The organism is Ensifer sp. R-19, assembly GCF_049905105.1.
GTDB lineage: Bacteria > Pseudomonadota > Alphaproteobacteria > Rhizobiales > Rhizobiaceae > Ensifer.
This window is the reverse complement of the sequence record NZ_CP184569.1, coordinates 303,769-328,482: the sequence shown is the minus strand read 5'-3', so window position 1 is coordinate 328,482 and position 24,714 is coordinate 303,769. Positions and strand designations below refer to the sequence as shown.

At 61.9% G+C, this 24,714-nt stretch carries 25 protein-coding genes; 3 read left to right on the top strand and 22 right to left on the bottom strand.

The window, feature by feature from the left end:
- Positions 1–64: 64 nt before the first annotated feature.
- The gene (locus tag ACN9MO_RS01565) at positions 65–1,096 is read left to right on the top strand and encodes a LacI family DNA-binding transcriptional regulator (protein WP_057251034.1); all 1,032 of its coding nucleotides are present in this window, start codon (positions 65–67) and stop codon (positions 1,094–1,096) included.
- A 48-nt stretch (positions 1,097–1,144) separates the two neighbouring features.
- On the opposite strand, the gene folD is transcribed toward ACN9MO_RS01565, so the two are convergent.
- The gene (gene folD, locus ACN9MO_RS01560) at positions 1,145–2,044 is read right to left on the bottom strand and encodes a bifunctional methylenetetrahydrofolate dehydrogenase/methenyltetrahydrofolate cyclohydrolase FolD (protein WP_113133242.1); all 900 of its coding nucleotides are present in this window, start codon (positions 2,042–2,044) and stop codon (positions 1,145–1,147) included.
- Positions 2,045–2,296: 252 nt separating this feature from the next.
- Positions 2,297–4,297, bottom strand: coding sequence for a GumC family protein (locus ACN9MO_RS01555; protein ID WP_113133243.1), 2,001 nt, complete (start codon positions 4,295–4,297; stop codon positions 2,297–2,299).
- 267 nt (positions 4,298–4,564) lie between these two features.
- Between ACN9MO_RS01555 and ACN9MO_RS01550 the strand changes: the two genes are divergently transcribed.
- The gene (locus ACN9MO_RS01550; RefSeq protein ID WP_113133244.1) at positions 4,565–5,830 is read left to right on the top strand and encodes a lipopolysaccharide biosynthesis protein; all 1,266 of its coding nucleotides are present in this window, start codon (positions 4,565–4,567) and stop codon (positions 5,828–5,830) included.
- A 14-nt stretch (positions 5,831–5,844) separates the two neighbouring features.
- Here ACN9MO_RS01550 and ACN9MO_RS01545 read toward each other — a convergent pair whose 3' ends face one another.
- From ACN9MO_RS01545 to ACN9MO_RS01535, 3 genes are read right to left on the bottom strand one after another with little or no spacing between them, the layout of a single operon-like run.
- The gene (locus ACN9MO_RS01545; RefSeq protein ID WP_425986292.1) at positions 5,845–6,738 is read right to left on the bottom strand and encodes a DUF6492 family protein; all 894 of its coding nucleotides are present in this window, start codon (positions 6,736–6,738) and stop codon (positions 5,845–5,847) included.
- Entirely contained in the window at positions 6,735–7,550 is an 816-nt protein-coding gene (locus tag ACN9MO_RS01540) for a WecB/TagA/CpsF family glycosyltransferase (protein ID WP_425986289.1), read from the bottom strand. Before ACN9MO_RS01540 ends, ACN9MO_RS01545 begins: the two co-directional genes overlap by 4 nt.
- Positions 7,547–8,785 carry a glycosyltransferase family 4 protein gene (locus ACN9MO_RS01535; RefSeq protein ID WP_162733675.1) on the bottom strand — a complete coding sequence of 413 codons (1,239 nt, stop codon included), beginning with the start codon at positions 8,783–8,785 and terminating at the stop codon, positions 7,547–7,549. The genes ACN9MO_RS01540 and ACN9MO_RS01535 overlap by 4 nt, the downstream gene beginning before the upstream one ends.
- 155 nt (positions 8,786–8,940) lie before the next feature.
- Between ACN9MO_RS01535 and ACN9MO_RS01530 the strand changes: the two genes are divergently transcribed.
- Entirely contained in the window at positions 8,941–9,930 is a 990-nt protein-coding gene (locus ACN9MO_RS01530; RefSeq protein WP_113133258.1) for a glycosyltransferase, read from the top strand.
- A 128-nt stretch (positions 9,931–10,058) separates the two neighbouring features.
- On the opposite strand, the gene ACN9MO_RS01525 is transcribed toward ACN9MO_RS01530, so the two are convergent.
- From ACN9MO_RS01525 to motC, 17 genes are all read right to left on the bottom strand, one after another.
- Positions 10,059–10,625, bottom strand: a complete 567-nt coding sequence (locus ACN9MO_RS01525; protein ID WP_058325392.1) for a hypothetical protein — start codon at positions 10,623–10,625, stop codon at positions 10,059–10,061.
- The gene (locus ACN9MO_RS01520; protein ID WP_057251045.1) at positions 10,625–10,993 is read right to left on the bottom strand and encodes a hypothetical protein; all 369 of its coding nucleotides are present in this window, start codon (positions 10,991–10,993) and stop codon (positions 10,625–10,627) included. The genes ACN9MO_RS01525 and ACN9MO_RS01520 overlap by 1 nt, the downstream gene beginning before the upstream one ends.
- A gap of 127 nt (positions 10,994–11,120) precedes the next feature.
- Positions 11,121–11,672: a rod-binding protein gene (locus tag ACN9MO_RS01515; protein WP_058320492.1), complete on the bottom strand. Its 552-nt coding sequence runs from the start codon at positions 11,670–11,672 to the stop codon at positions 11,121–11,123.
- Positions 11,673–11,775: 103 nt separating this feature from the next.
- Entirely contained in the window at positions 11,776–12,189 is a 414-nt protein-coding gene (locus ACN9MO_RS01510; RefSeq protein ID WP_058320493.1) for a hypothetical protein, read from the bottom strand.
- 4 nt (positions 12,190–12,193) lie between these two features.
- On the bottom strand, positions 12,194–12,946 hold the full coding sequence (fliR, locus tag ACN9MO_RS01505; RefSeq protein WP_058320494.1) for a flagellar biosynthetic protein FliR: 753 nt from the start codon (positions 12,944–12,946) through the stop codon (positions 12,194–12,196).
- A complete protein-coding gene (gene flhA, locus ACN9MO_RS01500; protein WP_058320495.1) occupies positions 12,943–15,030 on the bottom strand; it encodes a flagellar biosynthesis protein FlhA in 2,088 nt (695 codons plus the stop codon). The genes fliR and flhA overlap by 4 nt, the downstream gene beginning before the upstream one ends.
- 133 nt (positions 15,031–15,163) lie before the next feature.
- Positions 15,164–15,430: a flagellar biosynthesis protein FliQ gene (gene fliQ / locus ACN9MO_RS01495; RefSeq protein ID WP_043624946.1), complete on the bottom strand. Its 267-nt coding sequence runs from the start codon at positions 15,428–15,430 to the stop codon at positions 15,164–15,166.
- Between the two features lie 7 nt (positions 15,431–15,437).
- Positions 15,438–15,848 carry a flagellar hook assembly protein FlgD gene (flgD, locus tag ACN9MO_RS01490; RefSeq protein WP_057251055.1) on the bottom strand — a complete coding sequence of 137 codons (411 nt, stop codon included), beginning with the start codon at positions 15,846–15,848 and terminating at the stop codon, positions 15,438–15,440.
- A complete protein-coding gene (gene flbT, locus ACN9MO_RS01485) occupies positions 15,839–16,288 on the bottom strand; it encodes a flagellar biosynthesis repressor FlbT (protein WP_025425943.1) in 450 nt (149 codons plus the stop codon). Before flbT ends, flgD begins: the two co-directional genes overlap by 10 nt.
- The gene (flaF, locus tag ACN9MO_RS01480; protein ID WP_034800744.1) at positions 16,285–16,632 is read right to left on the bottom strand and encodes a flagellar biosynthesis regulator FlaF; all 348 of its coding nucleotides are present in this window, start codon (positions 16,630–16,632) and stop codon (positions 16,285–16,287) included. The genes flbT and flaF overlap by 4 nt, the downstream gene beginning before the upstream one ends.
- Positions 16,633–16,666: 34 nt before the next feature.
- Positions 16,667–17,725, bottom strand: a complete 1,059-nt coding sequence (locus ACN9MO_RS01475; RefSeq protein ID WP_057251057.1) for a flagellar hook-associated family protein — start codon at positions 17,723–17,725, stop codon at positions 16,667–16,669.
- Between the two features lie 2 nt (positions 17,726–17,727).
- Positions 17,728–19,176: a flagellar hook-associated protein FlgK gene (flgK, locus tag ACN9MO_RS01470; RefSeq protein ID WP_113133246.1), complete on the bottom strand. Its 1,449-nt coding sequence runs from the start codon at positions 19,174–19,176 to the stop codon at positions 17,728–17,730.
- Positions 19,177–19,199: 23 nt separating this feature from the next.
- Positions 19,200–20,432: a flagellar hook protein FlgE gene (locus ACN9MO_RS01465; protein ID WP_058325389.1), complete on the bottom strand. Its 1,233-nt coding sequence runs from the start codon at positions 20,430–20,432 to the stop codon at positions 19,200–19,202.
- A 91-nt stretch (positions 20,433–20,523) separates the two neighbouring features.
- Positions 20,524–21,195, bottom strand: a complete 672-nt coding sequence (gene rem, locus ACN9MO_RS01460; RefSeq protein WP_057251062.1) for a transcriptional activator Rem — start codon at positions 21,193–21,195, stop codon at positions 20,524–20,526.
- A gap of 270 nt (positions 21,196–21,465) precedes the next feature.
- Positions 21,466–22,017: a lytic transglycosylase domain-containing protein gene (locus ACN9MO_RS01455; RefSeq protein WP_162733676.1), complete on the bottom strand. Its 552-nt coding sequence runs from the start codon at positions 22,015–22,017 to the stop codon at positions 21,466–21,468.
- Positions 21,968–23,416, bottom strand: a complete 1,449-nt coding sequence (locus ACN9MO_RS01450; RefSeq protein WP_113133248.1) for a flagellar hook-length control protein FliK — start codon at positions 23,414–23,416, stop codon at positions 21,968–21,970. The genes ACN9MO_RS01455 and ACN9MO_RS01450 overlap by 50 nt, the downstream gene beginning before the upstream one ends.
- A complete protein-coding gene (gene motC / locus ACN9MO_RS01445; protein WP_113133259.1) occupies positions 23,413–24,714 on the bottom strand; it encodes a chemotaxis protein MotC in 1,302 nt (433 codons plus the stop codon). The genes ACN9MO_RS01450 and motC overlap by 4 nt, the downstream gene beginning before the upstream one ends.

The window sequence follows — 24,714 nt, the reverse complement described above, 5'->3', positions numbered from 1 at the left end:
GGCGCTGGGACCAAACACCAAAAATCATACGGATATCCAAAGCGCTTTGGGAGGAATCCTGACCATGGCGGTCAATCTCAAGCAACTTGCGGAACTGCTCGGCCTGTCCCAGACGACGGTCAGCCGCGCATTGAACGGCTATCCGGAAGTGAATGCCGAGACCCGTCAGCGCGTGCTGCAGGCCGTGCGCGAGACCGGCTACAGGCCGAACCGCGCCGCCCAGCGACTGGCCACCGGCAGAGCCTTCTCCATCGGCATGGTCATGCCGATCGCGCCCGGTATCGATTCCGACGTGCATTTCGGCGAGTTCCTGGCGGGGCTTGCGGAAGAAGCGGTCAAGCACGACTTCCATTTCGTGCTCAATCCGAGTGCGCCGGAGGACGAGGAAGTGACGTTCCGGCGGCTGGCAGCAAGCGGCAACGTCGATGCCCTGTTTCTTGCCTATATGCGCGCCAACGACCCGCGCATTGCCATGCTGAAGTCGCTATCGATCCCGTTTCTCGTCCACGGGCGCTCGATCGGCGAAAGCCGCGACTACCCCTTCCTCGACATCGACAACACCAGTGCCTTCTACGATGCGGCGCGACTTCTCATTCAACTCGGGCATCAACGGATCGCGCTGATCAATGGCCCGGAGTATCTGACTTTTTCCATCCGCCGCCAGAAGGGAATGCTCAGGGCGCTTACCGAACACGGCCTCACGCTCGACGAGGCGCTGGTCGAACATTCGCTGATGACCGACGAGCACGGCTACCGCAGCATGCAGCGCTTCCTGCAGCATGCGCAGCCGCCGACCGCGGTGCTCTGCTCCAGTACGGTGCTGGCGCTCGGCGCCGTCCGGGCGATCAATCAGGCGGGCTTGAAAATCGGCGAGGACATCTCGCTGATCGCCCATGACGACGTGCTGCCGATGCTGAAGCCTGAGAATTTCAGCGTGCCGCTGACGACGACACGCTCGTCGCTCAGGGCGGCCGGAGCCCGGATTGCCACACGGTTGATCGGCGGAATCCTGAAACGTGGCGACTATCCGGAACAGGAACTCTGGCGCGCCGAACTGATCGTGCGCGCCTCGACCGGGCCCGCCCCGCAAAAATGAGAACGCGCCGCAATCGCGACGCGTCTCGTCATTCGATGTGAGCAGGAATTAGAAGCGCGGCGGCTTGCGGCCAGCCTTGCGGTGAGCGGCAATCACGGTGTTGGCCATCAGCATGGCGATGGTCATCGGGCCCACACCGCCCGGCACTGGGGTAATCACGCTTGCGACCTCGGCGGCCTCGGCAAAGGCGACGTCGCCAACCAGCTTGGATTTGCCCTCGCCCTTTTCCGGCGCCGGCACGCGGTTGATGCCAACGTCGATCACGGTCGCGCCGGGCTTCACCCAGTCAGCCTTCACCATCTCTGGGCGGCCAACGGCGGCAACGAGGATATCCGCATTGCGGCAGACGGCGGCCAGGTCCTTGGTGCGCGAATGCGCCGTCGTCACCGTCGCATTGGCGGCGAGCAACAGCGCCGACATCGGCTTGCCGAAGAGGTTCGAACGGCCGATGACGACAGCGTTCAGCCCCGAGAGGTCATCGCCGTGTGTCTGGCGCACGAACACCATGGCGCCGGCCGGCGTGCAGGAGACGAGACCGCCTTCGAGATCGCCCGTCGCGAGCTTGCCGGCATTGACGATATGCAGGCCGTCGACGTCCTTTTCCGGAAGGATCGACTGGATGATCGGCTCGGAGTTCAGGTGCTTCGGCAGCGGCAGCTGCACGAGGATGCCGTGAATGGCGGGATCCGCATTGAGCTCCGCAACCAGCGCGGCGAGTTCTTCCTGCGTGGTTGCCTCCGACAGTGTGTGCTGGATCGACAGGAAGCCGCACTCCTTGGCCATCTTGCTCTTCGAGGAAACATAGGCGTGGCTTGCCGGATCGTCGCCGACGATCACGACGGCAAGGCCTGCGCGAACACCGGCATCCGTCTCGAGCGCCTTGGTCGCGGCCTTCACAGTCTCGATGACCGAAGCGGCGACTTTCTTGCCATCAATCACAGTCGTCACGGCATGTTCCTCCTGGCTTCCTGTTCACGCGGCACACTCTAATTCGCCCGAGAAAAGGCGATGGCCTCAAAGCGCCCTATGCTGTTCCAAACGCATAAATGCAAGAGGCGGCTACGAGGTTGGCGGATGTTTCGCTCCGCCGCGCGGCATTTCCTTTCACGGGTGAGAGGAGAGACGGCTTCGCTCAAAATCATGAGAGAGCGATCGCAACGTCGCAGAGTCGGGGAATAGAGCCCACCTGTCGGCGATGGCCTAGCCGCGTGCCAGCTTTTGAAGGGAGTAGTGTTCGACGCGGGTTCTCAGCGCTCGAAGATCTTCCTGGACCTTGGCGATTTCGGTATCGTTCTCCGCTTCCGCGTATGGTGGCGTGCGCCGGACCGTAGCCCCCTCAGCTTCGCCACGACGCGCAGCGGCGTAGGCGGCTGTCAGCGATTGAGCATGATGCGCCGCTGGGCTGAACGGCGGCGGTAGATCGGACTTGGCAGGAGTGGGATCGGCCTGCGGCTGCTTGCGCGGCGAAGGTTCGGGATCGCCCTCCGGCTCTGGCGGCTCCGGATCCTGATCGCGCCGCGGCTCTGCACCAGGGCCGGCAAACAAACCGCGCATGCTGCGGTAGATGCCGAGCAAAACGCCGAGGCCGAAGCCGGCGAAGAATCCGGCCATGGTGGCGGCAATCACGATGATCTTGCGCGAAGGACCCTTCGCCTGCAGCGCAGGCTCGGCCTTCGAGATCACCCGGATGTTCTTCGCCGTCAGCTTTTCCTCTTCGCGCGTTTCGCCGGCGCGCTTGAGGAAGGATTCGTAAATTGCGCGGGTGGCCGCGGCTTTCCGCTGCAGCTCACGCAGTTCGACGAACTCGGCGGAAGAATCGATCTGCCGCGCCTTCTGCACCGCAAGCTGCTGCAGCAGATCCTGCTCGGTGCGCTGGGCGCGATCAAGCTCGGTCCCGGCCGCGGCGGCAATGCGGCGCAGTTCGTTGCCGATTTCGGAGCGCGAGGCCTCCAGCGCCTGCTGGGTGGCGATCCGTTGCGGGTGGCGTGGTCCGAGGCTCGCGTCAAGCGCACTCAATTGCGCCCTGGTCGCGGCAAATTGCTTGCGCAGTTCGGACAGCGCCAGCGAGCTGATTTCCTCCGGATAGGCCCCGGTCAAAACGTCGTTCAGCTGCACCTTGCCGGAGGCTTCCGCTTTCGCTTTTGCTTCGGCGATGCGGTTGCGGGCGGCGGCCACCTGGTCGCTGAGGCTCAGGAGCTGCTTGTCGGCGATCAGCTCGCCGCCGGCGCCGACGATGTCATAGCTCGCCTTATAGTCCTCGACCGCCTTCTCGGCCGCATCGAGCTCGGCCTTCAATTCCTTGATGCGGACGTCGAGCGCCACCGTTGTTTTCTGGAAGAAGCCGGATTGCGCTGCGGTTTCTTCACCGAGAAAAGTTTCGACCAGCCGGTTGGTGATGAGCGCAGATTTCTCCGGGTCGCGCGTCTGCGCCTCGACCGTGACGATGAAGGTCTTCGGGTCGCGCCAAACCTGGATGGCCTCGCTCAGCTTCTTCAGCATACGGGCGGACGCGTCGCCGCCGGCCTTTCCTGCGAATTCCGGATCCTTCTCGAGATCGAGGCCGGTTGCAACCTTCTCCATGACGGTGCGCGAGCGCAGCACTTCAAGCTGGCTGTCGACGAGCGCGAGAATGCCTTCGGTCGCCAGCGATTGTTTCGACAGATCCGAATCCGTCAGCCGCACCTCGCGCGGATCGATGTAGAGCTTGCTTTCGGACACGTAGACGCTGGGTGTGGAAAGCGCGAGCAGTATGCCGCCCACAGCACCGAGCGCGGTCGTCGCAATAATGATCTTGCGCAGTTGCCAGACGGAGCGCAGGACGGTCTTGATGTCGACGAGAGGACGGTCACCGGGTGCGTCGGTGGCGGGCGCGGCTGCCGCCTGGGCATCGTCCCGGCTATCGGTCAACCATTGTACCAGCCTGTCGCCCATGCCGCTCAGGGCGCGACGATGCTTGGCCGCTCCACTCGCTCCCTTCGAGGCTTTCTCGCCGATTGTCGCTTGCGCCGCGGAACGGGTCGCCTCCCGAGCGCCGGACTGGCCTTCGGCTGCGGACAGGCGATTGAGCAGAGGAGAATTGGCCGCGGAAGCGCCGACCGCACGGGGCTTTTGCGCGCGCGCGGAACCGCGCGTGTCCTCGGCTACGAAATCGAGCAACGATGCACGCGGAACCGGGCGTTTCTCGTCGTCGATGTTGAACATGACTGATCCCGCGGCTGCCGAGACGGCGAATTCCGAATAGTGAAGCCAACCTAAGGAAACATGGAAAACAAATGGTTAATTTCTGCGGATCGACGTGCGCAAACGGGTCAATCTCACGCCTTATTAAGCTTTCCCGCCTATGACGGAAGGCAGCAAAGCAGTTCCAGCAAAATGCGACACGCGCCGTGCGCTCGGAACTCAGCATAAACAAAGAGATAGAGCGCTTCCAACGGCCATGCCGGGAGACGCGCTATTGGAACGTCGGCCGTGCCTCATCGCGTCAAAGCGCTTTATCTCCGCCACCAGGCGCTGATCCACGCCTACCTCTCCATGACCGGAGGTTCGGCCGGGCGGCTTGTGCTGTCGCTCGTCTACTTCATCGCCGTCGCGAACACGCTTGTCATCGCCGATTTTGGTCTCTTTGCCACAGCGTCAGCCGCCGGCATCATGATCTCGCGGGTGCTTGCCTTCGGCTTCATGTCGCCGCTCTACCGGGTCGCCACCGTAAAGCCCCTGCTGGTCGGGACCTACAGCGCCGGCTTCCTGGTGGGTGCGGTGCTCTCGCTTCCCCTGATCGCGATCATCTGCACCATTACCTTCCTCGCCCTTTTTTCCCGGGACATGACGGCGAGCGCCTTTTCTGCCTTCATGCTGGCGGAAATCATCTGCTGGCGCGGACTGGAAACCGCGGTCATCGTGCTGAATGGCCTTGGCCGTTTCGGGCGCGGGGCGCTGCTCGTGGTGATCGGTACGGCGATCCGCACCGGTGCTGCATTGCTCTTTACTCTCCTATCCTGGAAGACGCTTGAGGCCTGGTCCTATTTCTACCTGGCTGCGAACGCACTTGGCCTCGTCGTGGCGCTTTTGTGGTTCTACCCTCGCGTCCGGCTGCGCTGGAAGCCCAGGCTCTATTTCCGGCGCTGGTCGGATTCCGTTTCCGTCGCCGGTGCCGAGGTGCTGTTCTACATTCAGTCGGAATTCGACAAGATCGCCGTGCTTGCCATCGGCGGTCCGGCGGTTTCCGGCCTTTATGCCATCCTGATGCGGCTTGCGGACCTGACGGCGCTTCCGGTGCGGTCGTTCAACACCCTGCTCGTCCAGCGCATCATGCGTACGCCCGAGGCGATCGCGCGCTGGCGGATCAGGTTGTCGATCGAACTCCTGGTGGCGCTGGCTTCGTTTGTCGCCATCGCGGCCATGGCTCTCTATCTCTGGATCTTCCCGAACGGCCTCGGCCGCAACGTCTCCGCCGCTGCTCCGATCATCGCGATGATCCTTCTCGTTCCCTCGTTCCGCAACCTGATCGAGTATCACTCCGAGCTGCTCTATGCGACGGGCCGGACGGTGCGGCGCATGCTCAACCTGCTGATCGCCGGCGTGGTCAAGGTGGCTCTGCTGGTGCTGTTGCTGCGGACAACGACGGATGTTGCCGCATGGGCGCCGTCGCTCAACGCGATCTTCTTCGCGCTCTACGCCCTCTCCTTCGTCCTGACCTACACGGCACTCAGGAAGCCGGCTGAACGCGTCATCTGACGCCGGTCAAACCTTCAGGCGGCGAGTTCGACCACCGCCCGGCGGATGTCGTCGAGGTCGTGCCCGACGAAGGATTGAACGCCGATGCCGATCTGGTGCGGCTCCATATCCTTCAGGAAGTCCCTGAGACCGGAGAGGTCCTGCCGGTAGCTGTCCTCGAACCAGAGCACGTGACAGAGCGCGGCATCGGAGGGCACATGCCCCTCCCCGCCGAGCACCTCGTCGACGAAGCGGCCATAGATCGTGCATTCGGAGAATGCGCGGGTCCGCGTGATCGCCCGAACCCAATTGCGGCCGTGCTGCGCCTCGATATGGTCGAGCAGCTTCCGGCACGTATCCGTGCGCCAGGCGATCAGCGTGTTGATGTAGTCATTGGCCGGCAGGCTGTAGGGGCCGATGCCAAGAAGGCGATCGGAATGGGCGAGCCATTCGAGATGGTTGGAGCGCATATGCGCGTCGATCGCGCCATCCTTGCGGTAGAGCGTCAGCCGGTCCGCCTGCCAAAGGCTGGCGGGATCGAAGGCGCGCAGGAAGACGACGTCGGAGTCGACCGCAAACATCGCCGGCTCGTCGATATGCCGTGCGAGCGCCAGGCGACGAAGCTGCTGCGCATGCCAGCCACGCAACGGCAGACCGAAGGGGCTGAGCCACACTTTCCTGCGGCCGGCGGATAGCGGATCCGTAACCGGATGCAGCCACCAGGGCAAAAGATCGCCCTCGCTGACAACCACCCGCCGCGCCCCTTCGAGTTGCCGGAAGAGCGTCACGTCGAAATCGGCGACCAGCAGATAGTGTTTCCAATCGCCCTGAAGCTTGCGGTCCATGCTTTCGCACATGAGCCGGCAACGCTCGAAATCGTTCGCATAGGACGCTGTGACAACCGCAGTGCGCATGGTCTGACCGTTCACGATGTCCCCGTTCGAAGGCTGGTGTCGGCGATCGTTTCGCGCGAACGTCCCGAGAGTTTGTGCCAGAGGACATGGCACAGGAAAAGCGGGTTTCCGAGAACGTAGCGGCGCCACATGCGCCGCGGTTCCATCGCCAGACGGAAGAACCACTCCAGCCGCAGCCGGCGCAGGAATTTCGGCGCCCGCGGAAACTCCTCCGCGACGAAGTCGAAGAGCGCACCGACGGAAATGACCAACCGGGCATCCTGAGGGCCGACATGGGCATCGACCCATTTCTCCTGGCCCGGACTGCCCATCGCGACCAAAAGGATATCGGCCTTCAACGCGCGGACTTCAGCGAGAATCTCCCGGGACCGTTCCCGGTCGAAGAAACCATCGGAAACCGGCAGGAACTCGTGCCACGGCGCATGCGCCTGAAAATTCTCGGCGGCGCGCGCGAGTACCTTCGGCCGCGCGCCGATCATGGCGATGCGCAGCGGTCTTTCGACATAGGTCAGCAGTGACGGCACGAAGTCCGTGCCATTCAGATTGGCAGGAAACATGCGGCCGTAAAAAAGATAGGAAGCGATATCGACGCCGTGCCCATCCGGAAAGACAACCTGGCGCGCCAGCGCCGCACGGTATTCTCCGTCGCGCATCATCAGGTTGGCATTGTTGGCATTGAGGAAGGCAAGGACCGTTTGCCCGCCCGGCCGCGAAAGCGCTTCTGCAGCAAAGGCGAAAGCCTTCGCCCAGCCGAGATCGACGACCGGCATTCCGAGGATCAGACGCCGCGACACGGAAGCGTTGTTTGAGGCAACGATTTTCGTCACGATCGTCCCCCTTCATGAATCGTCAAGTCCGGCGGCAGCGACGGCCCGTCCGCTGCGCTCGCAGGCGCAAGGCCCGCCAGCACATTGCGCATCACCCGCATCAGCCGCACTTTCTGGGCACGGTGGAAGACCGAGCCGTCGAGACGCTGACGATCGCCGGCCCGCACCTTGGCAACCTTGTCGACCAAGAGGCGCGCGAATTCCGAGGGATCATCGGCCGCGGAGCAATTGTCGGGGATAGCCTCGATGCCACGCAACGACGCCTGCGTCGCGACGCAGGGCATGCCGAGTTCGAAGGTCTCGAGGCTCTTCAGCTGCACGCCGGTGCCGCCACGGCTGATGAGCGGGACGACCGCGCTTTCGGTGACGAAGGCGCGCGCGTCCGGCACCCTGCCTACGAAGTGGACACCGGGATGGGAGACCGTCGGCACGCCATCCATCTGCCCGGCGATCGCGATCGTCATATCCTCCGGCAAATGCGGGACGACCTCGGCGAGGAACCAGTCGAGGCCCAGCCTGTTCGGCCGCCAGCTCCATGTGCCGATCAGGCCGAGATCGTGCTGGAGGTCTTGATCAGGTTCGCCGGTCCGAGCCGCCGGCGCGTCCCAGCCCGTTACCAGCGGCAGAACGAAGGCACGCTCACTGACAGCGCGGCCGAAACCGAAACGATCCGCCTCGGCAAAAGTCCAGACAGCAACCGCATTGTGCGCCAGGTGCTGCTCGTAGTGCTCGAGATATTGCGCTTCGCGCCGGAAGAGAAAGCGCTCGATGGTGCCCTTTGCCCGCTCGGCACTCTCGAAGGCGGAATCCGCCTCGACATTGTGGGCGACATAGACCGACGGATAGGGTCGGAAGACCTGCGCGAAGGCGGCCGGCAATTGCACCGAATTGAGCACCAACCCATCGAATGGGGCGAGGCTGTCGAGGATCGACTGGATCCGGTTTGCCGATATCGTAAGCATCTTGCCGGATGAAACCGATGTGCGGTTGAGGAAGGCGGTCGCGAGCCAGCGCAGCTTCTGAAGCGTGCCGACCTTGGCATTGGTTACCTCGAGTTCGCCGAGGAGGTGCATCTCGCAATCGAGCGCGGGTGTTTGTCCGGGCTGGAGAAAACCGATGACGCTGACCCGGTGACCGAGCGCACGAAGGCCGTCGAGCACGGCCCGGTTGGCGATGTCGAAGCCGGACGCCGGATTGGCGACGGGAACGAGCGAGGAAACCAGGACAAGATGCATTTTGCCACACGTCATGAATGGAGCTGGGCACTTCTTTAACAGCATGGGGTGAAAGAGCGCTTAAAGCCCCCTTTCAAAATCTGCCGTCCGGGTTCAGCATCTGTTTAGGAAGATTTGTTGTATTGCACATCAATTTTGCTTGCACAGGTTTCGCCATGACGTCGACCGGCCAGGACATTTCCGTCTACTTCCGGACAGAGCTGGAGGACGCCGGCGACATCGAACTCGTCGTCGTGCTGCCGACGTTTCGCCGGCCCGAACACGTCGTCAAGTCGCTGAAAACCATTGTTTCCCAGAGGCCTGATGTCTCCTTCGCCACGGTCGTCGTGGAGAACGACGATGAAGGACTGGCCGGCGCTCAGGCCGCCAAGGACTTTTTCCTGGGCCATCCCTCCGAATCGATCGTCATCGTCGCGCATCAGCGTGGCAACTGCCATGCCTACAATGCCGGCTGGTCGATGGCGCTCGAAACCTATCCGAACCTCAAGGCGATCGCGATCATCGATGACGACGAGGTCGCGGCACCCGAGTGGCTCGATTGCCTCATCACGGTACAGGAAACGACGGGCGCCGACATGGTCGGCGGGCCGCAGCTCCCGGTCTTCGAGGGCGACGGCGGGCAGAAGTGGAAGCGCCACCCGGTTTTCACGCCCCACTATGACACGAGCGGACCGGTGCCGATCCTCTATTCCTCGGGCAACGTTCTCGTTACCCGGCCGGTGCTCGACAGGATGCCGCGGCCGTTCCTGGACCCGGCTTTCAACTTTATCGGCGGCGGCGATGCGGATTTCTACAGCCGCAGCAAGGAACAGGGCTTCTGCTTCGCCTGGGCGGCGGATGCCTGGGTCGCCGAAACCGTGCCGGCGCGCCGCACGAGCGCATCCTGGATCCGGGCGCGCAGCCTGCGCAATGGCGCGATCTCGACGATGCTCGAACATCGACGCGACCCAAGTTTCGGCGGGCGGATGCGAACCTTCGGCAAATCGCTGGCGCTGCTCGGCGCTTCGATCCCACGCGGCATCGAGCTCTGGAGCAAGAGCGGGCTGGCAAGCGCCGGGCTCTATCATTTCTATGTGGCGATCGGCCGGTTGATGGCCGAGTTTGGCCTCGTCAACGAACAGTACCGCACGCCGGAGAAAAACTGACGGCAGTAGCATTTGCAGGAGCGCATCCAGGAAAAGCCTGGAGCGGCCTCCGCCCGGAATTCCGCGACGTCAAAAAGGAAATGGTCGAGGTCGGAAAGCGAGCGGACAAAGCGCTCGCGTTTCTCCGGTCAATGCGAGCTGCTTGCCTTGACCGCGCCTTCCGGCAGCTTGTCGCTGGCGACATGGCCGTTCTTGTCGACGATTGGAACCGGCTTCTGCCGCGGCACGTTCTGGCTGTTGGCGACGCGCTTGACGTCGTCCTTGGTGAGGTATTCGAGCTGCTCGACGAGCACCTCCGTGATCACCTCTTCACCGAGCTTCTTGTTCAGGCCATCCTTCACCGTGGTCTTGAAGGTTGGCAGATCGAAGGTGCCGGTATCGGCAACGTCGATGAACTTCGAGCCGACGAGCAGATCGTAAAGCACGTCGGTGACCATCTGCCGGAGCGGAGCACGGAGATTGTTGATCCCCTCCTTGGTCGCAGAGAAGGAAAGCTTCGTGAGGAAATAGCCCTGGACCGAGCCTTCCTTGATCACCGGAATGGTGATCATCTCACCGGGAACATATTGCTCCGACGCGCGACGAGCGGCCTCGCCGTCCGTGACGACGGGCGCCGAAGCGCTTTGCATCGAAAAATAGACTGATCCGAGCGTGACCGCGCAGACCCAGACCCCGGTGAGAATGAGCTTGAGCATCAGAAATCGCTATAGCGGAACTGCGCTTCGGAATAGATGCCGTCCGCATCGGCATCCTGTGCAGCCGTCTTCAGGAGATCGACGACGGAGCGAACCGCTTCGAGATGCGCTTCCACCTTCTGCGAGTTGATCGCCAGCTTGTCGCGCAGATGACGAGCATGCGACGAGAAGGTCGACGACGTCTCCCCCGGCTGCATGTCGCGATGCAACATCGTCAGTTCGTAGAGGCAACGACTCTTATGTGCGTTCGACGTCTTGATGTCGAATTCCGGGTCGAGACCGATGCGGCTGTTCTCGTTGTCGAGGATCATTTCCAGTCGCCCGAGCACGTTCTGGATCCGGACGTCATTGGATGCCACAGCTTCCATGAATCAACTCCCAATTAGATCACGATAATTTTGGGTCGGATCGACTCGAAATTATAAACGTGATCGATTCCAATGAATTAGAGCGGGATGCGGGCGGAGAACCGCATACACTTTTCCTCATTCCGCTCTAGGCTTGCTTGTTCTTGTCGTCTTCAGGCGTAAAGCCGGTCAGCGTCTTGCGCTCATATTCCTGCACGAGGCTTGCGGCGAGGTTTCGGCTGTTGCCATCGAGCGAGGCCTGGACCCGATCGGTCGCGCTGCCGCTCGCCAGCTGATCGGCGATGCCGATGCCGCCGCTCTTCGAGATGACGTCGCCGATCTGCTCGGCCATCATGCTCTTCCAGATATCGCCTGCGTTCCCTTTACCGAACACGTTCTCGCTGTCGGTCGGCAACATCGACTTCACGAAGTTCTGCAGCACCATGGCCTCGAACTTTCGATAGGTTTCAGGGATCTTCTTCTGCTCGACGCGGTTGTTGATATCGCCGAGCCCGGTCGAGCCCTCGGAAGAATTGAGGATGTTGACGGCGGCGGTGAAACCGTTGCCGTTTTCCGCGAGGCTCGTCGCCTTGAAAGCCGCACGATTGGCCTTCAGCCGCGCCTGCGCTTCCTGCACCTCGGTCGGGTCGGCGGCGCGCACGACATCCATCACCAGATCGCTGGGCGGAGAGATGGCCATGACGAATCCTCTCAAAATCGAGCCTGCATCGACCAGGGGCGATGCACAAAGGCAATAGTCGGACCGGCATCGCTCCACCGTCGGAGCATCCCCGGATGGCGTACTATCGCCCGTCAACCTTACCGGAAGCTGGCGCCTGCCCGGTAACGTGTTGATCGATCAGGTCATAGATGGAGTTGTCGGCTTCCTCGCGCTCCTCGGACTGGCGCGCTTCCTTCATGTTTTCCTCGAGCCGGTCGGCCTTTGCCCGTTCCCTCAGCATCCGCGCTTCATGCGTCTGCTGGATGCCGAGCAACATCTGGTCCTTCTGCACCAGACGCCCGACCTGCGAGGAATAGTGGCCGGAGAACATGCGATGCATCGGATGGGCCGAACCCATGGCATCGACGACCACGTCGATCGTCTCGGCCAAGGCCTCGCGTTGGCGCACCATCTCGACATAGTCGGCCTCGGCCATCTGCTCGAGATGGCGCTGGACGGCAACCAGGCGCTTGAGCTTCTGCGAACGGGTCTTCATCTGGCTATCCTCCCTGCATGACCGGCGCGAAACCGTCGCCGAACAGGCGCAGCATTGCGGCAATGCCGAGATAGAGCAGGAACATGCCGCCCATGATCAGATAGGGCTGCGAAATGAAGTAGATCGGGATCTGCGGGGCGAGCTTGTTGACCATGCCGATCGCTACGTTGAAAAGCAGGCCGTAGATGACGAAGGGGCTCGCGAGCCTCAGCATGATCATGAAGGTCTGCGCCAGCGAGTCCGTGAGCGTGATCAGCACGCCTTGCGGATCGAAGGCGGTACCGATCGGCATGGCGCGATAGGATTGCACGATCGCCTCGATCATCACGTGATGGAAATCGAGCATGAAGAGCACCATCAACCCGGCGAAGCTGATGAGGCTGGTCAACTGGTTTTCCGGCGTGTCCTCAATCACATCCGACGAGGGCGGGGAGCTGAAGCCCATCAACATGGTGATCGCCGCGCCGGCGAACTGCAGCCCGAGCACATAGTAGCGGGCGACGAGCCCCATGACCACGCCGACGGCCGTCTCGGCGGCGATCAGGTAGATGTAGGTATGCCCCTTGCCGGTCACCTCAGGATAGATGTCCGTCCACATGACCGGCAGGATCGCCATGGACACCGCGACCGCGATGAACAGCCGGACCTGCATTGGAACGCGGGCAGAAGAAAACCCGGGCATGATCATGATGCAACCACCGATCCGGCAAAAGGCCGCGAACAGCGCAAGCACCGAGCCCTCCGGGTCGGTGATCATGAAACTGAGCCGATGATCTTGATCTCGAGGCCCTTGGCAAGCTCGACATGCGAGAGCACGGGCAAAGTGGCAAAGAGACGCTCGATGATCATGCGAACATAAGAGCGGGATTCGGGCGAACTTACCAGTACGAAGGGCATGCCGCGATCGAGATGTTCACGGATAACTTTGGTCGCCTGTTCGCTGAATTCTTCCAGATGGCGCGGGTCGATGTCGAACTCGACGACTTCGCCCTTGGCGTCGCGCTTCAGTGCCTGGTGGAAGACCATGTCCCACTTGTTGCCGAGCCGCAGCACGCGCAGGACGCCATTGTCGGCGAGGTCGCCGCAAAGCTGCTGCGACATGCGCACGCGCACGTGCTCGACGATCTGTTCGGTCTTGCGCACATGCGGCGCAAGTTCGGCAACCGCTTCGAGGATCAGGTGCAGGTTGCGGATCGAGACGCGCTCAGCAAGCAGCAGCTTCAACACGGCCTGCAGGCCGGAATAGGACATGTGCGAGGTGCAAATTTCGTCGGCAAGCTTGCGGTATTCCGGATCGAGCCGTTCGATCAGCACCTTCACGTCCTTGTAGGAAAGCAGGTGCGGCAGGTTGTTGCGAATGACCTCGCTCAAATGCGTCAGCACTACCGAGACGTTATCGATCGGGTGGAAGCCTTCGCGCTTCAGGTCTTCGGTGAAGGTTTCGAGGATAGAAACCGCCGGCATGCCGAAGGCGGGTTCGCGGATCTCGTCGCCCGGCACGCTCGGCCGGCGGCCGCCGCCTGTCACCACCAGCACTTCGCCGACACGCACAGTGTTCGAGGCGATCGTCGTACCGTGGATACGGATATGATAGGCCTTGTCCGGAATGCTGATGTCGTCGGACACCTTGATTTCGGGAATGACGAGGCCGTATTGCCCGGCGAATTTGCGGCGCATCTTACCGACGCGGAAGGCCAGTTCCTGGTGGGCGCCGAGCAGGCGCGTCGAGACCTGTTTGCCGAGGAGAAGCTCGATCTCGGCGGTCTTCAGCACCGATTTGACGGAATCCGCCTCGCCTTCCTTGGTCTGCTGGACCTTGGCGGCCTCCTCGGCGCGGCGGGCCGCATTGGCCGCTTCGATCTGGCGCGGCACGAGCCAGCTCAGAAACGCCATGCCGCCGCCGAGAACGGCGAAGGGTAGGAACGGCAGGCCGGGGACGACCGCCAGGAGAATGATCAGACCGGAGGCGACCATCAGCGCCTTCGGATAGCCACCGAGCTGGCCGACGACGGCCTGATCGGTCGAACCCGAAGTACCACCGCGCGACACGAGCAGGCCGGCGGCGAGCGAGACGATCAGCGCCGGGATCTGCGAGACGAGACCGTCGCCGACCGAGAGCTTGACGAAGACGTCGGCCGCTTCTCCGATCGGCATGCCGTGGCGGAGATAGCCGATAATGATGCCGCCGAAGATGTTGATCGCGGTGATGATGAGGCCGGCGATCGCATCGCCGCGCACGAATTTCGAGGCACCGTCCATCGAGCCGTAGAAGGAGCTTTCCTCTTCGAGTTCGCGGCGGCGGCGCTGGGCCTCCTTTTCGTCGATCAGGCCGGCCGAGAGGTCGGCGTCGATCGACATCTGCTTGCCTGGGATCGCATCGAGGGTGAAGCGCGCGCCAACTTCGGCGATACGCGTCGCACCCTTGGTGATGACGATGAAGTTCACGGTGATCAGGATCAGGAAGACGATCAGACCGATGACGAAATCGCCGGACATGACGAGGCTGGCAAAGCCCGAAATGACGCCACCGGCAGCACCATGACCTTCATGGCCATGCGAAAGGATGACGCGGGTCGTGGCGATGTTCAGCGCCAGACGCACCATGGTCGAGATCAGCAGAATCGTCGGGAATGAGGAGAACTCGAGCGGGCGCTGGATCCACAGCGAGACCATCAGGATCAGAACCGAAAAGGCGATCGAAAACGCCAGCCCCATGTCGATCAGGAACGGTGGAATGGGCAGGAAGAGGATCGACAGGATCATCACGATGCCGAGCGCAAAGCCGACGTCGCGGCCCTTCGGTGCGACTTTCGGGATGATCAGCGCTGCTTGTTGTGCCATGTCTCTTCCGTCTCATCATGAGAACAAGGCAGCATTCACACGCGCTGCCCCACTATAGAGACGGAGATACCGGTCCAAGCTTGTGCGAGGGTTTCACGGCCGCACGTGCAGATCGCCCCGCACTGCGAGCGGATCAGAAACCGGATTGGATGCGCGAGAAGATGATGTCGGTGAAGATCGAGATCTGGGCGCCGATGAAGGGCGCGGACACCGCAACGGTGATCATGACCGCAAGGATCTTCGGGACGAACGTGAGGGTCATTTCCTGGACCTGGGTCAGCGCCTGAATGAAGGCGATGACAACGCCGACGATCATGGCGGCGAGAACGGCGGGGCCCGAGGCCACGATCACGGTCCAGATCGCAGCCTGTACAATATCGAGGGCATCCGCCTCATTCATGGATGTGTCACTTCACCTTGACGCCCGGGCCGATAACAAGCTCCTTGCCGCTATCCAGCACCGCAATGATTCCGTCAGAGTATAGTTTCACTTCCTTAACCACGCCAGTGGTCTTGCCGTCCTCGCTGGTGACGGTGCGTCCGATCACGGCATCGGCTTCGCTCAGCGACGTGCGCTGGAGGAGGCTCTCGAGGTTCTTGTTGGTCTTGATCGTCTGTTCCACCTGCGAAAAGGTCGCGAGCTGGGCGATCTGCTGGGTCGCATCCATAGGTTGCGTCGGATCCTGGTTTTTCATCTGGGCGACCAGCAGCTTCAGGAAGCTCTCGTAGTTGAGCGATGCCTTGGCCGCGTCGCCGCCCGAATCCTGGCCGGAAACGATCGGGGTGTAGCTGTTGTTGTTGACGCCGCTTACCGCCACGGTGCGATCTCCTTGCGAATCTGCTCGACCGTCGCCGGCGTGATTTCCTGCGTGTTGAGAATGCGGTCTTCGATCGCGTAGAGGCCACGGATCGCTTTCAGCGCCTCGAATGCGCGGCCGTTGGTGACGAGACCGTCGACGCGCTTCAGTTCGGCCAGAATCTCTTCGTTCTTGAAGCAGTTGAGCAGCATGACGACCGACTTGCGGAACATGGCGGTCGACTGTTCCGCACCTTCCGGATTGATGAGGATCATCTGCGCGATGAAGTAGAGCTGCTTCAGCGGCGTCGTCGCGTCTTCCGGCTGCAGCACGTGGTTTTCGAGCAGGAAGGTCACGTCGTTCAGAAATTCGACTGCGACCTTGCGGTCAACGCGAAGCACCGCGCCGTTAACAAAAATCCGTTCGCCCGACTTCAGCGAAATACGCAGTGTGCTCTTCATTTCAGTCCATCCCTGATGATGGTGGTAATGTCAATTATGCCCTGGAAGTTGGAGGATTCGCGTTTGCGGATCTTCTCTGTCTCGTTGAGTATCCAGATGGCGATCGAAATCAGATTGGCGCGCAGCTCTTCGTTGAGCTGGTTTTCCGGAGCGCGCAGATCCTCGATGAAGCGGATCCACAGGCGCCGGGTGAAGTAGATGGCCTCGATGGCCTCTCTCGAATACCCTTTCTGCTGTTTCGCTGCTTCCATGAGCGCGATCGAGCGATCGAGTACCTGCCGTTCTCGATTTTTGGAGTCGGCGACGCCGTCCTCCATGATCTCGGCATAGGAAAACTGATACATTCAGACATCCTTCATGTTTGTCCGGTTCCCCATACTAGAGGAAATTGAGCAAGCTCATCTGCTGTAGTCGTGACGTTAGTGTATAGGACGTTTCCAACTGCACCTTTAGCGTGTTGATCCGGGTCGATGTCTCGATCGGATCGACGCCCTCGATGTCGGCGACATGCGTGTTGACGAGCTTGAGCTGCGCTTCGATGGAGGTATTCGCCTTCTTGACGCGCGCTTCAGAGATACCGAGCGAGCTGCGCTCCGCGTTGAGGCCGGCAATCCCCTGTTCCGCGTAGTCGAGGGCTGCGACGCCAATGGCCGAGCGCACCTCAGGCGTTACGTTCTTGTCCATCAGTTCAGCGGCGATCACGCTTGCCACCGCGAACATCCGGAAACCCTTGGTATTGGCGTTGGTCGAGCTCTCGATGACTTCGCTGGTGCTGATCCGGCTCGTCATGTTCTGGTTCGAAGCGTCGGACCAGTTGGCATCCCAGCCAGGTCCGGTGAACATCGGTTCGACGGTGTTCTTGATGAAGTCCTGCATTTGCGTGACGGAGAACTGGTTCATGCCGGTCAGCGGCGGAACCTGCGCAGCCATGAAGGTCGAGAGTGCATTGTCGAAAGCAGTCTTGGCGGCCGACGGCGGTGTCGTGTCGTAGTCGGCAACCGGCTTGGCATCCGTGTTGATGCCCGAAAACAGGAACTCGCCATTGAAAGAAGTGTTGGCCGCAGCAGTAAAGGTCTGCAGCGCGCCCATGATCTCGGTCTTCTGGATCTTCAACTGGCTGGCAGCATCGTTGCCCTTGTAGGTGACGAGCGTGTCGCGCACCTTTTCCGCCGCCTTCGCCATGGTCTCGAGAGCGCCCTGCGAACCAGAGAGACGCTGGGTCACGACCGAGTTCGTGCTCTTCATCGAGTTCAGCCGGTCCAGCTCGCGCTGAAGGTTGAGTGAACGCGACGCCGTCGCACCAAGCGCCAGGCCAACGTCATAGTGGCGGCCGGTGGTCTGCTCCTGGGTGAGTTTGAGCAGCTCCGACTGATTCTGCTGGATCGTCAGGCGCATTGCGCTCTGGATCGCCAGATTAGAAACGTAGGACGTCTTCATGATTACCTCACGGCTTCCATAAGGGCTGCCATCATGGCATCCACGGTACTGACCAGCTTGGCCGATGCTTTGTAGGATTGTTCGAGATCGAGCAGCAGCGACAGTTCTTCATCGATGCTGACGCCCGTCTGCTTGCTGAGTGCTTCCTGGGTGCGCGCAAGCATTGCCTGCTTGTTGTCGTCCGCGGTCGAGGCCGTCTTGCGTGTCTGCTCGAGCCAGCCGACCGAACCGGTCGCAAAGTTCAAAAGGCTGCTATTGCTATCGAGGCCCGTCGACGGGGCGAACGACATGTTCTCCCCCATCTTGTTGATGAAGCCGTCGAGCAGCGCGGTATAGCCGGGGCTCGGATTGGCCGCACCGCCCGGGTTCGACACCACGCCATTGAAGCCGCCGTCTCGCAGCAGCAACGGGTTTGCTTTGGCCAAGGCGTTGACGGTGATCTTGGACGCCATGCCGGGGACGACGGTGCCCGTTGGCGGAACGCCAGCACTTCCCCAGGTGAACAGACCGGGCTGATACGCGATTGCCGGCGGGTTGCCTTCCTTGAAAAGCTCGACCAGACCGCGCGCGATCTCGTCCAGCTGCGACTGGAACTTCGGCGCGATATCGTCGCGCAGCTGCACCAGGCTCGCGAGCTTGCCCTTGGCTGTCGTGTCCGCGCCGGTTCCGGCTGCGATCGGCACGCCATCGACGAAAATCTTGTTTCCTGTGACGGTGGCGTCGAATGTGGTGGTAGGAGCGAAAGTGACCTGACGCGGAATGTTCTCGAAGAGCACCGTGCCGTCGGTGGTGAAGATCACCGTATCGCTGTTGCCGCGCGTGACGGTGGAGATGCCGATGATCTCCGAAACCTGCTTCAGGATCTTGTCGCGCTGGTCGAGCGCGTCGCTGGCGTCACTGCCTAGGGCCGTCGCCGACTTGACGGCGTTGTTGGCCTTCTCGAAATCCGCCAGCAAGCCGTTCAGCTTGTCGACCTCAAGGGCGATTTCCTTGTCGGCATCCTTGCGCAGATCCTGCACCGTGGTGGAGGTCTTGTTGAGCGAGTCGGCGAGATCCTGCGCATCGGAGACCGCCGTCGCCGCGATCGTCTTGTTTCCCGGCGTTGCGGCCAAGGTCTGCAGGCTGTTGCGGAAATCGGAAAGCAGCTTCGACGGCGCCGTTTCATAGTTGTTGCCGCCGAGCGCCGACTTCAGCAGTTCCAGCCCGTCGCGAAGCCGGGCCTGGCCCGAGGCTTCGCCGATGCTGGCGATGCTCTGCTTGAGCAACGCCTCGTTCTGGGCCCGGTAAATAGATACGACCTGCGCCCCGTTCGGCGTGCTGCCCAAGAGAGCGAGACGACGCGAATAATCCGCATTGCCCGCATTCGCGATGTTCTTCGACACGGTCGCGGTCTGCTGCGCCGTATTGCTGAAGGCCTGCTGTGCGATGGATATTGCGGAGGACAGCGACATGACGCGGACCGTATCTCTTTCAATTACCGTTTCAGGTTGACCAGCACGTCAAGCAGGTCCGAGGCGGTCTGGAACACCTTGGAGTTTGCCGTGTAGTTGCGCTGCGCCTCGATCATCGAGGTCAGTTCGTTGGCGATGTCGACGTTGGAGTTTTCAAGCGCCTTGGACTGGATGTTGCCGAATGCCCCGGAGCCGGCAAAACCGGTGACGATGACGCCGGAATCGGTGCCCTGCGAATAGACGTTGCCCGATTCCGGCTGCAGCTTGTCCGGGCTCTGCACGGTCGCCAGCGCGATGCGATACTTCGGGACGAGGTTGCCGTCGCCGTACTTGACGTAGACGATGCCTTCCTTGTCGATCTCGAAGCCCGACATCTTGCTCGGCTTGCTGCCGTCGATGCCGCCGCCGGTGCTGGTGAAGTCACCGCCGAGCTGCGTGGTCTTAGTGGTGTCGATCGTCAGAGCGCCGAGATTGGCGCCGGTGCCCGGCAGGTTGTTGATAGCCGTCGTCGTCAGTGTGGCAGGGACCGCGCCGGTGCGCTTGCCGGCCGCGTCGAAAGTCATGACCTGAGAGCCGATCACACCGGTGATCGGCGGGCCGGCCGAGTAAGTCGCCCGGTCGCGGATCTCCAGCGACCACTCATTGACGTTGGTTTTCTTGTAGACGAAATCGAGGATACGGGTGTTGCCCTGGCTGTCATAGACGACGAGCGAGGTCGGCTTTTCGTCGCCGATCGCTGCACCCGACGGCAGGTTGGCTTCCATCGCGCCCTTGGTCGAACCGGAGGCCACCAGGCCTTCGTCCTTGAGCTTGACCTGCGTCAAGCCGTCAAAGCCGTTGACAACAACCGTCGGATCAGCGCCGGCCTTGTATTCGTAACCCATCAGCGTGAAGCCGGCGGTGTTGACGAGGTTGCCGTCCTTGTCGGGGACGAAGGAGCCGGCACGCGTCAGGAAATTCTGGCCGCCATTGCCCTGGACGATGAAGAAGCCGCCACCGTTGATGGCCAAGTCACTTGCCGACGTCGTGTAGCTCGTGCCGCCCTGCTGCGAGATGCTGTAGCGCACCTGGGTCTCGACGCCGCCGGAATTGTAGTTGCCGCCGCCCGAAGGCAGGATCATCGACGAGAACTCGGTCGAGGCGCGCTTGTAGCCCGTCGTGTTCGCGTTCGCGATGTTTTCGGCGACCGTGCCGAGACGGTTGGACTGGGCGTTCATACCGGACACGCCCGTTCTCATGCTGCCATAGAGACTCATATCGGATCCTCATTTCCTTGTTACGGCGACACTAGGAAGCGGGCCTTGCGTGAACCTGTCTTGGTTCGGCGCCCGCTCAACCGCGTGGCGTTCAGTTCCAGTCGATGCAGTAGCCAAGGAAGCGCTTGGAATCGATCGGATCGAAGCCGAGCTTCTTGCGCAGTTTCTTGCGCAGCTTGCTGATGTGGCTCTCGACGACGTTTTCTTCGACATCCTCGTCGAAGATCCCGTAGATCGCGTTGAAGATCTGCGACTTGGATACGCGGCGGCCGCGGTTTGCGACCAAATACTCGAGAATCCGCCGTTCGCGGCGCGGCAGGGCGAAGACGTCGCCGTTGATCTCGGGATCACGACCGTCGGCAAAGACGCGGATCGGACCAATGTCGGTGAAGTTGGTAATCGCCTTCAGGCGGCGGCGGATTGCGGCGACGCGGGCGAGGATTTCGCGGGGGTGAACCGGCTTGCGCACGACGTCGTCGACGCCACAATCAAAGAGCGCAAGCGTGTTTTCGAGAGAGGGGGTGTCGCTGACGGCGATGACGGGCGCCATCGACCGGTCGCGGATGGCACGAGGCAGTGCGAAGGTGGCGTCGCCCTGACCGATCAGGAAGGCCTCGACGGCATCGATATCCGAATCAGCCGCCGCGTTTACCCACTCACCAAACTCCCTGGGGTCGAAGCCCGTCGAGGGAATTCCTTCACGCCCGAAGAGCGACGTATAGCCGTCCTTCACAAGCTCTCTTTCATCAACCACTACGATCATTCGCCCGCCTCCGAATCAGTATGGCTCCGCACTGATCGAGAGGTACGAATCGAGGGATTCATGAACAACTAGAGGAAGTTACTGGGTGGAATTAATAATTGATTAACCATGTTTCGCCGATTTGATCTATATCTAGTGGCACCCCGTTAACAGCGGCACTAAAATAATGTGGAAAAGTTAACGGACTGCGACAAATCCGCTTGCCGTCACATTGTCCACGCATTGTCGCCACAATGCGGCAACGCCTTCAAAAATGCAATCATGGGTTGTTCATTGACAGAACTGCGTGGCGTTCGGCGTCCACTTGCCGTAGCCCGTCGCGACGAGATTCGCGATCACCCGACAGACATATTTCTTCTGCGCCGGGTCGTTGTTCGGGCCCGCGTGATAGCGGGCAACAGCCATAGTCCAAGTCTCATGCTTGGCGTGCAGATTGGCCAAGAAGCGCGCGGCATATTCGACATTCTTGCGCGGGTCAAGCATCTCCTGCGGCGAGCTGAAATGCTCGCCATGGAAGTAATAGTTGATCTGCATGCAGCCAAGATCGATGAGCTTGGCGCCCTGCGCACGGGCATTGCCGAACTGCGTGAGAACGTCCTGTTCACTGGTGCCAAAATGGGCCTTGCCTTCGATGTTCATCGCATAGGGCTGCAGCGAGCCCTTGCGGCCAGTTTCGGTCAGCCCGACGGAATAGAGTATCCCGGCAGGGATGTCGTATTTCGCCGCGGCGTTCATGATCTCGCGTTCGCAGACGCCGGCGCTGGCCAAGGCACTACATGTAGACGTGACCAGTGCGAGAGCGCTCAGTGCCGGCAGCCGCATCGTCCGTCCCGCCATTGCCAACCCACCTTTCCGCCATCGAAGCCTGGCCGTCGTCCTGTCGCTGCTGACGTCCCTGGCCGTTCCCGTCAGCCCGCTCGCGTCCCTGCTGCCCGGCCTGGGTTTGTGCCTGAGCCTGCGAGCCTCCGCCCGAGGACGTGTCGCCGCCCGAATTGAACACGATGTTGACCTGGTCGACCGCGAAGCCCTGCGCACGCAGGGCCTTCACCATCTCGCTCTGGTCGTCGCGCAACTGCCGGAACGCTTCGCCGGTCTCCACCTTCAGCTCGACCTGCAATTCGTCATCCTTGAGCCTCAGCGTGGCGGTGACGAGACCGAGCTCGATCGGATGGAGCTGGATCTTCAGCGTGTTCAGCGTCTTGCCGGCCTGGGTCCAGGCGCCTGGCTGGCTGAGTGCCGCGCTCGGCTGCAACGGGCTGGCGCCGACTTCGCCTGCGATCGCGTCCGCCACGGCGCTCGTGTTCGGATTCACCGAGATGCCCAGGTAGCGCCGAGCCTCAAGTACCGTGACGTTCTCGACCTTGGCAGCCTGCGAACGGGTGCCGTCGAAAGCAGCCTCTCCGTCCTTGGAAAGGCTCATGGTTACGGCCTGTCCCTTGCCGTCGGCCCGTGCGAAGCGGAAGAGCCGATCCGTATCGGCCTCGCCTGCCGTAGCTTCGGCCTTGGCGCCGTGCTCGCCGGTCCCAGCGACATGCATGCCTGCAGCCTCGCCCGTGCCAGTCGCCGGCTGACGGCCGGCCTTGGTCGTTTCGCCGAGAGCCTGCCCGACTGCCTGGCCGCCGCCGAGCAGCGTCAACAGGTCATCCATATCCATCTTCGATGCCGACGTCGCTTCGCCGCCCTCGCCATTGGCGGCATCGGCGTCGCCTGCCGCCGTCGTTTCGCCGTTTGCCTGCGCCTTTGCCAGCCGCTCCGCAAGGTCGGCAATGCGCTCTGCGAGTTCGTCCGGGACGGTCGCGTTGCTCAAACCGGCCGGATCCGCGTTCGCCTTGGCCGTATCGGCCTTGTTCCCCGTGCGACGCGCGCCAAGGTCGCGTTCCGTTGCTGGGAAACGGTCGTGGGGCGCGTGTTCGCCAAGTGCCTGTTCGTCGCGGCCGATGGCAATGCTGCGCGCCGCCGCGCCGTGCCTGCCGGCGCTCTTGGCAATGTTGTCCTTGTCGATCAAGGCTCCAGCCTCCGTGTCGTCGCCGGCAGCGGTGTCGCCGAGGCCTTTGCCGGTTCCCGCCTGATCATTCGCCTTCTGCCGTCCAGCATTTGCCACGGCGTCCTCGAAGGCACCGCCCAAGGCGCCATCCGCCTGCTCCTTGCCGCCGGCGCGCCCATTTCCCTTGCCGGCAGGGGCCGGGGGCAGACCACGCAGGCTATCATCAAGAGCCCTCATTTCCCTTCTCCCTTCAGGAGAGCATCGATCTCTTCGATCTTCGACCTCCCCTTCGCCACGAACCCGTCGTGTTCGGGATCGCCGGCCGCGCCAGCGTCGATTTCCGCCGTGCCTTCGGCTGCGGCCACCGGGATCGGCGTATTGCCGAAGGGGCTTAGGCCACTGCCTGTCTCCTCACCCGCTTCCGAGATGTCGGCTTCGACCGGTCTATCGGGTTTAGACGCAAACGCTTGCGTGAGGCTTTCATCATTCGGCGGCCTGACGACCGCATCTGCGACGGCTCTTGCGGCATCACGCAGCGCGCGGTCGCGTGGCGAAAGCTCCGCATCCGGTATCGCTGCTATGCTCGCTGTCGCGGCGAACACGTCGCTGGAGGGAACGGACGCCAGGCCCGCATAGAAACCGGCGAGCACTTTCGGCTGCATCGCGCCGTCGGCACCAAGCGCTTCTGCCCGCTCAGAAGCCTGTTTCGCCAATGCCTGCTTGCCGGCAATCGCTGCGCGCCGGGCGACACGCAGATAGACCTCGCGCTGGCGCGGCGCGTCCATGAAGTCGAGAATCTCGGAGATCCGCCCCTGGGCTTCTCCGTCGAAATGCGCGACGGCAAGCTCGACGAAGACGTCGGCGAACTGGCTGGCATAGGGAGACGTCAGGTAGCGGCGCGCATAGGTCAGCGCGTAGTGAAAGCCCTTGTCCGGCGCGTCGGCCTGCACCGCCAGGAACACGGAGCGACGCAAGGCCGCCTCCTCGATGATCGTGCCGGGAGCCGTCAAACGCGCCCAGTCGTAGTACTTCATCGCCGCAACCGGATCCTGCTGCGAGGTCGCATTGCCAAGAATGAGATAGAGATAGGGACCGATGCGGGCGTTTCGATATTCCGGGGCAGCCTTGGACAGGTTCTCGACGATCAGACCACCCTTGCCGTTCAGATACTGCCGTAGCGCTTCGGTCACGCGGGAATCGAAATTGCCGGCCACGTCATGATCCGAAAGGTACTTCAGCGTCTCGGGATTGCCGCCGCTCATCGCATAGACAAGCGCCGCATCGACGTTGCGCGGGTCGCTAAACACCGAGGCATCGGCGGCGCGCAACCGCTTGTCGATCGCCCCGAGCATGAAACGCTGCATCTCGATCGCGGAGTGATCGCCGAGCACCACGGAGTCCTGCACATATTGCAGCGACCGGATCATCTTGAAGGGTGCGAGTTCCTCGATATCGTTCGCCCTGGCGCTCCCGATTGCAAACGGGGTCGCCAGCACGCAGCAGGTCATCAGGATCGATCGCAGGCGTCTCAGCAT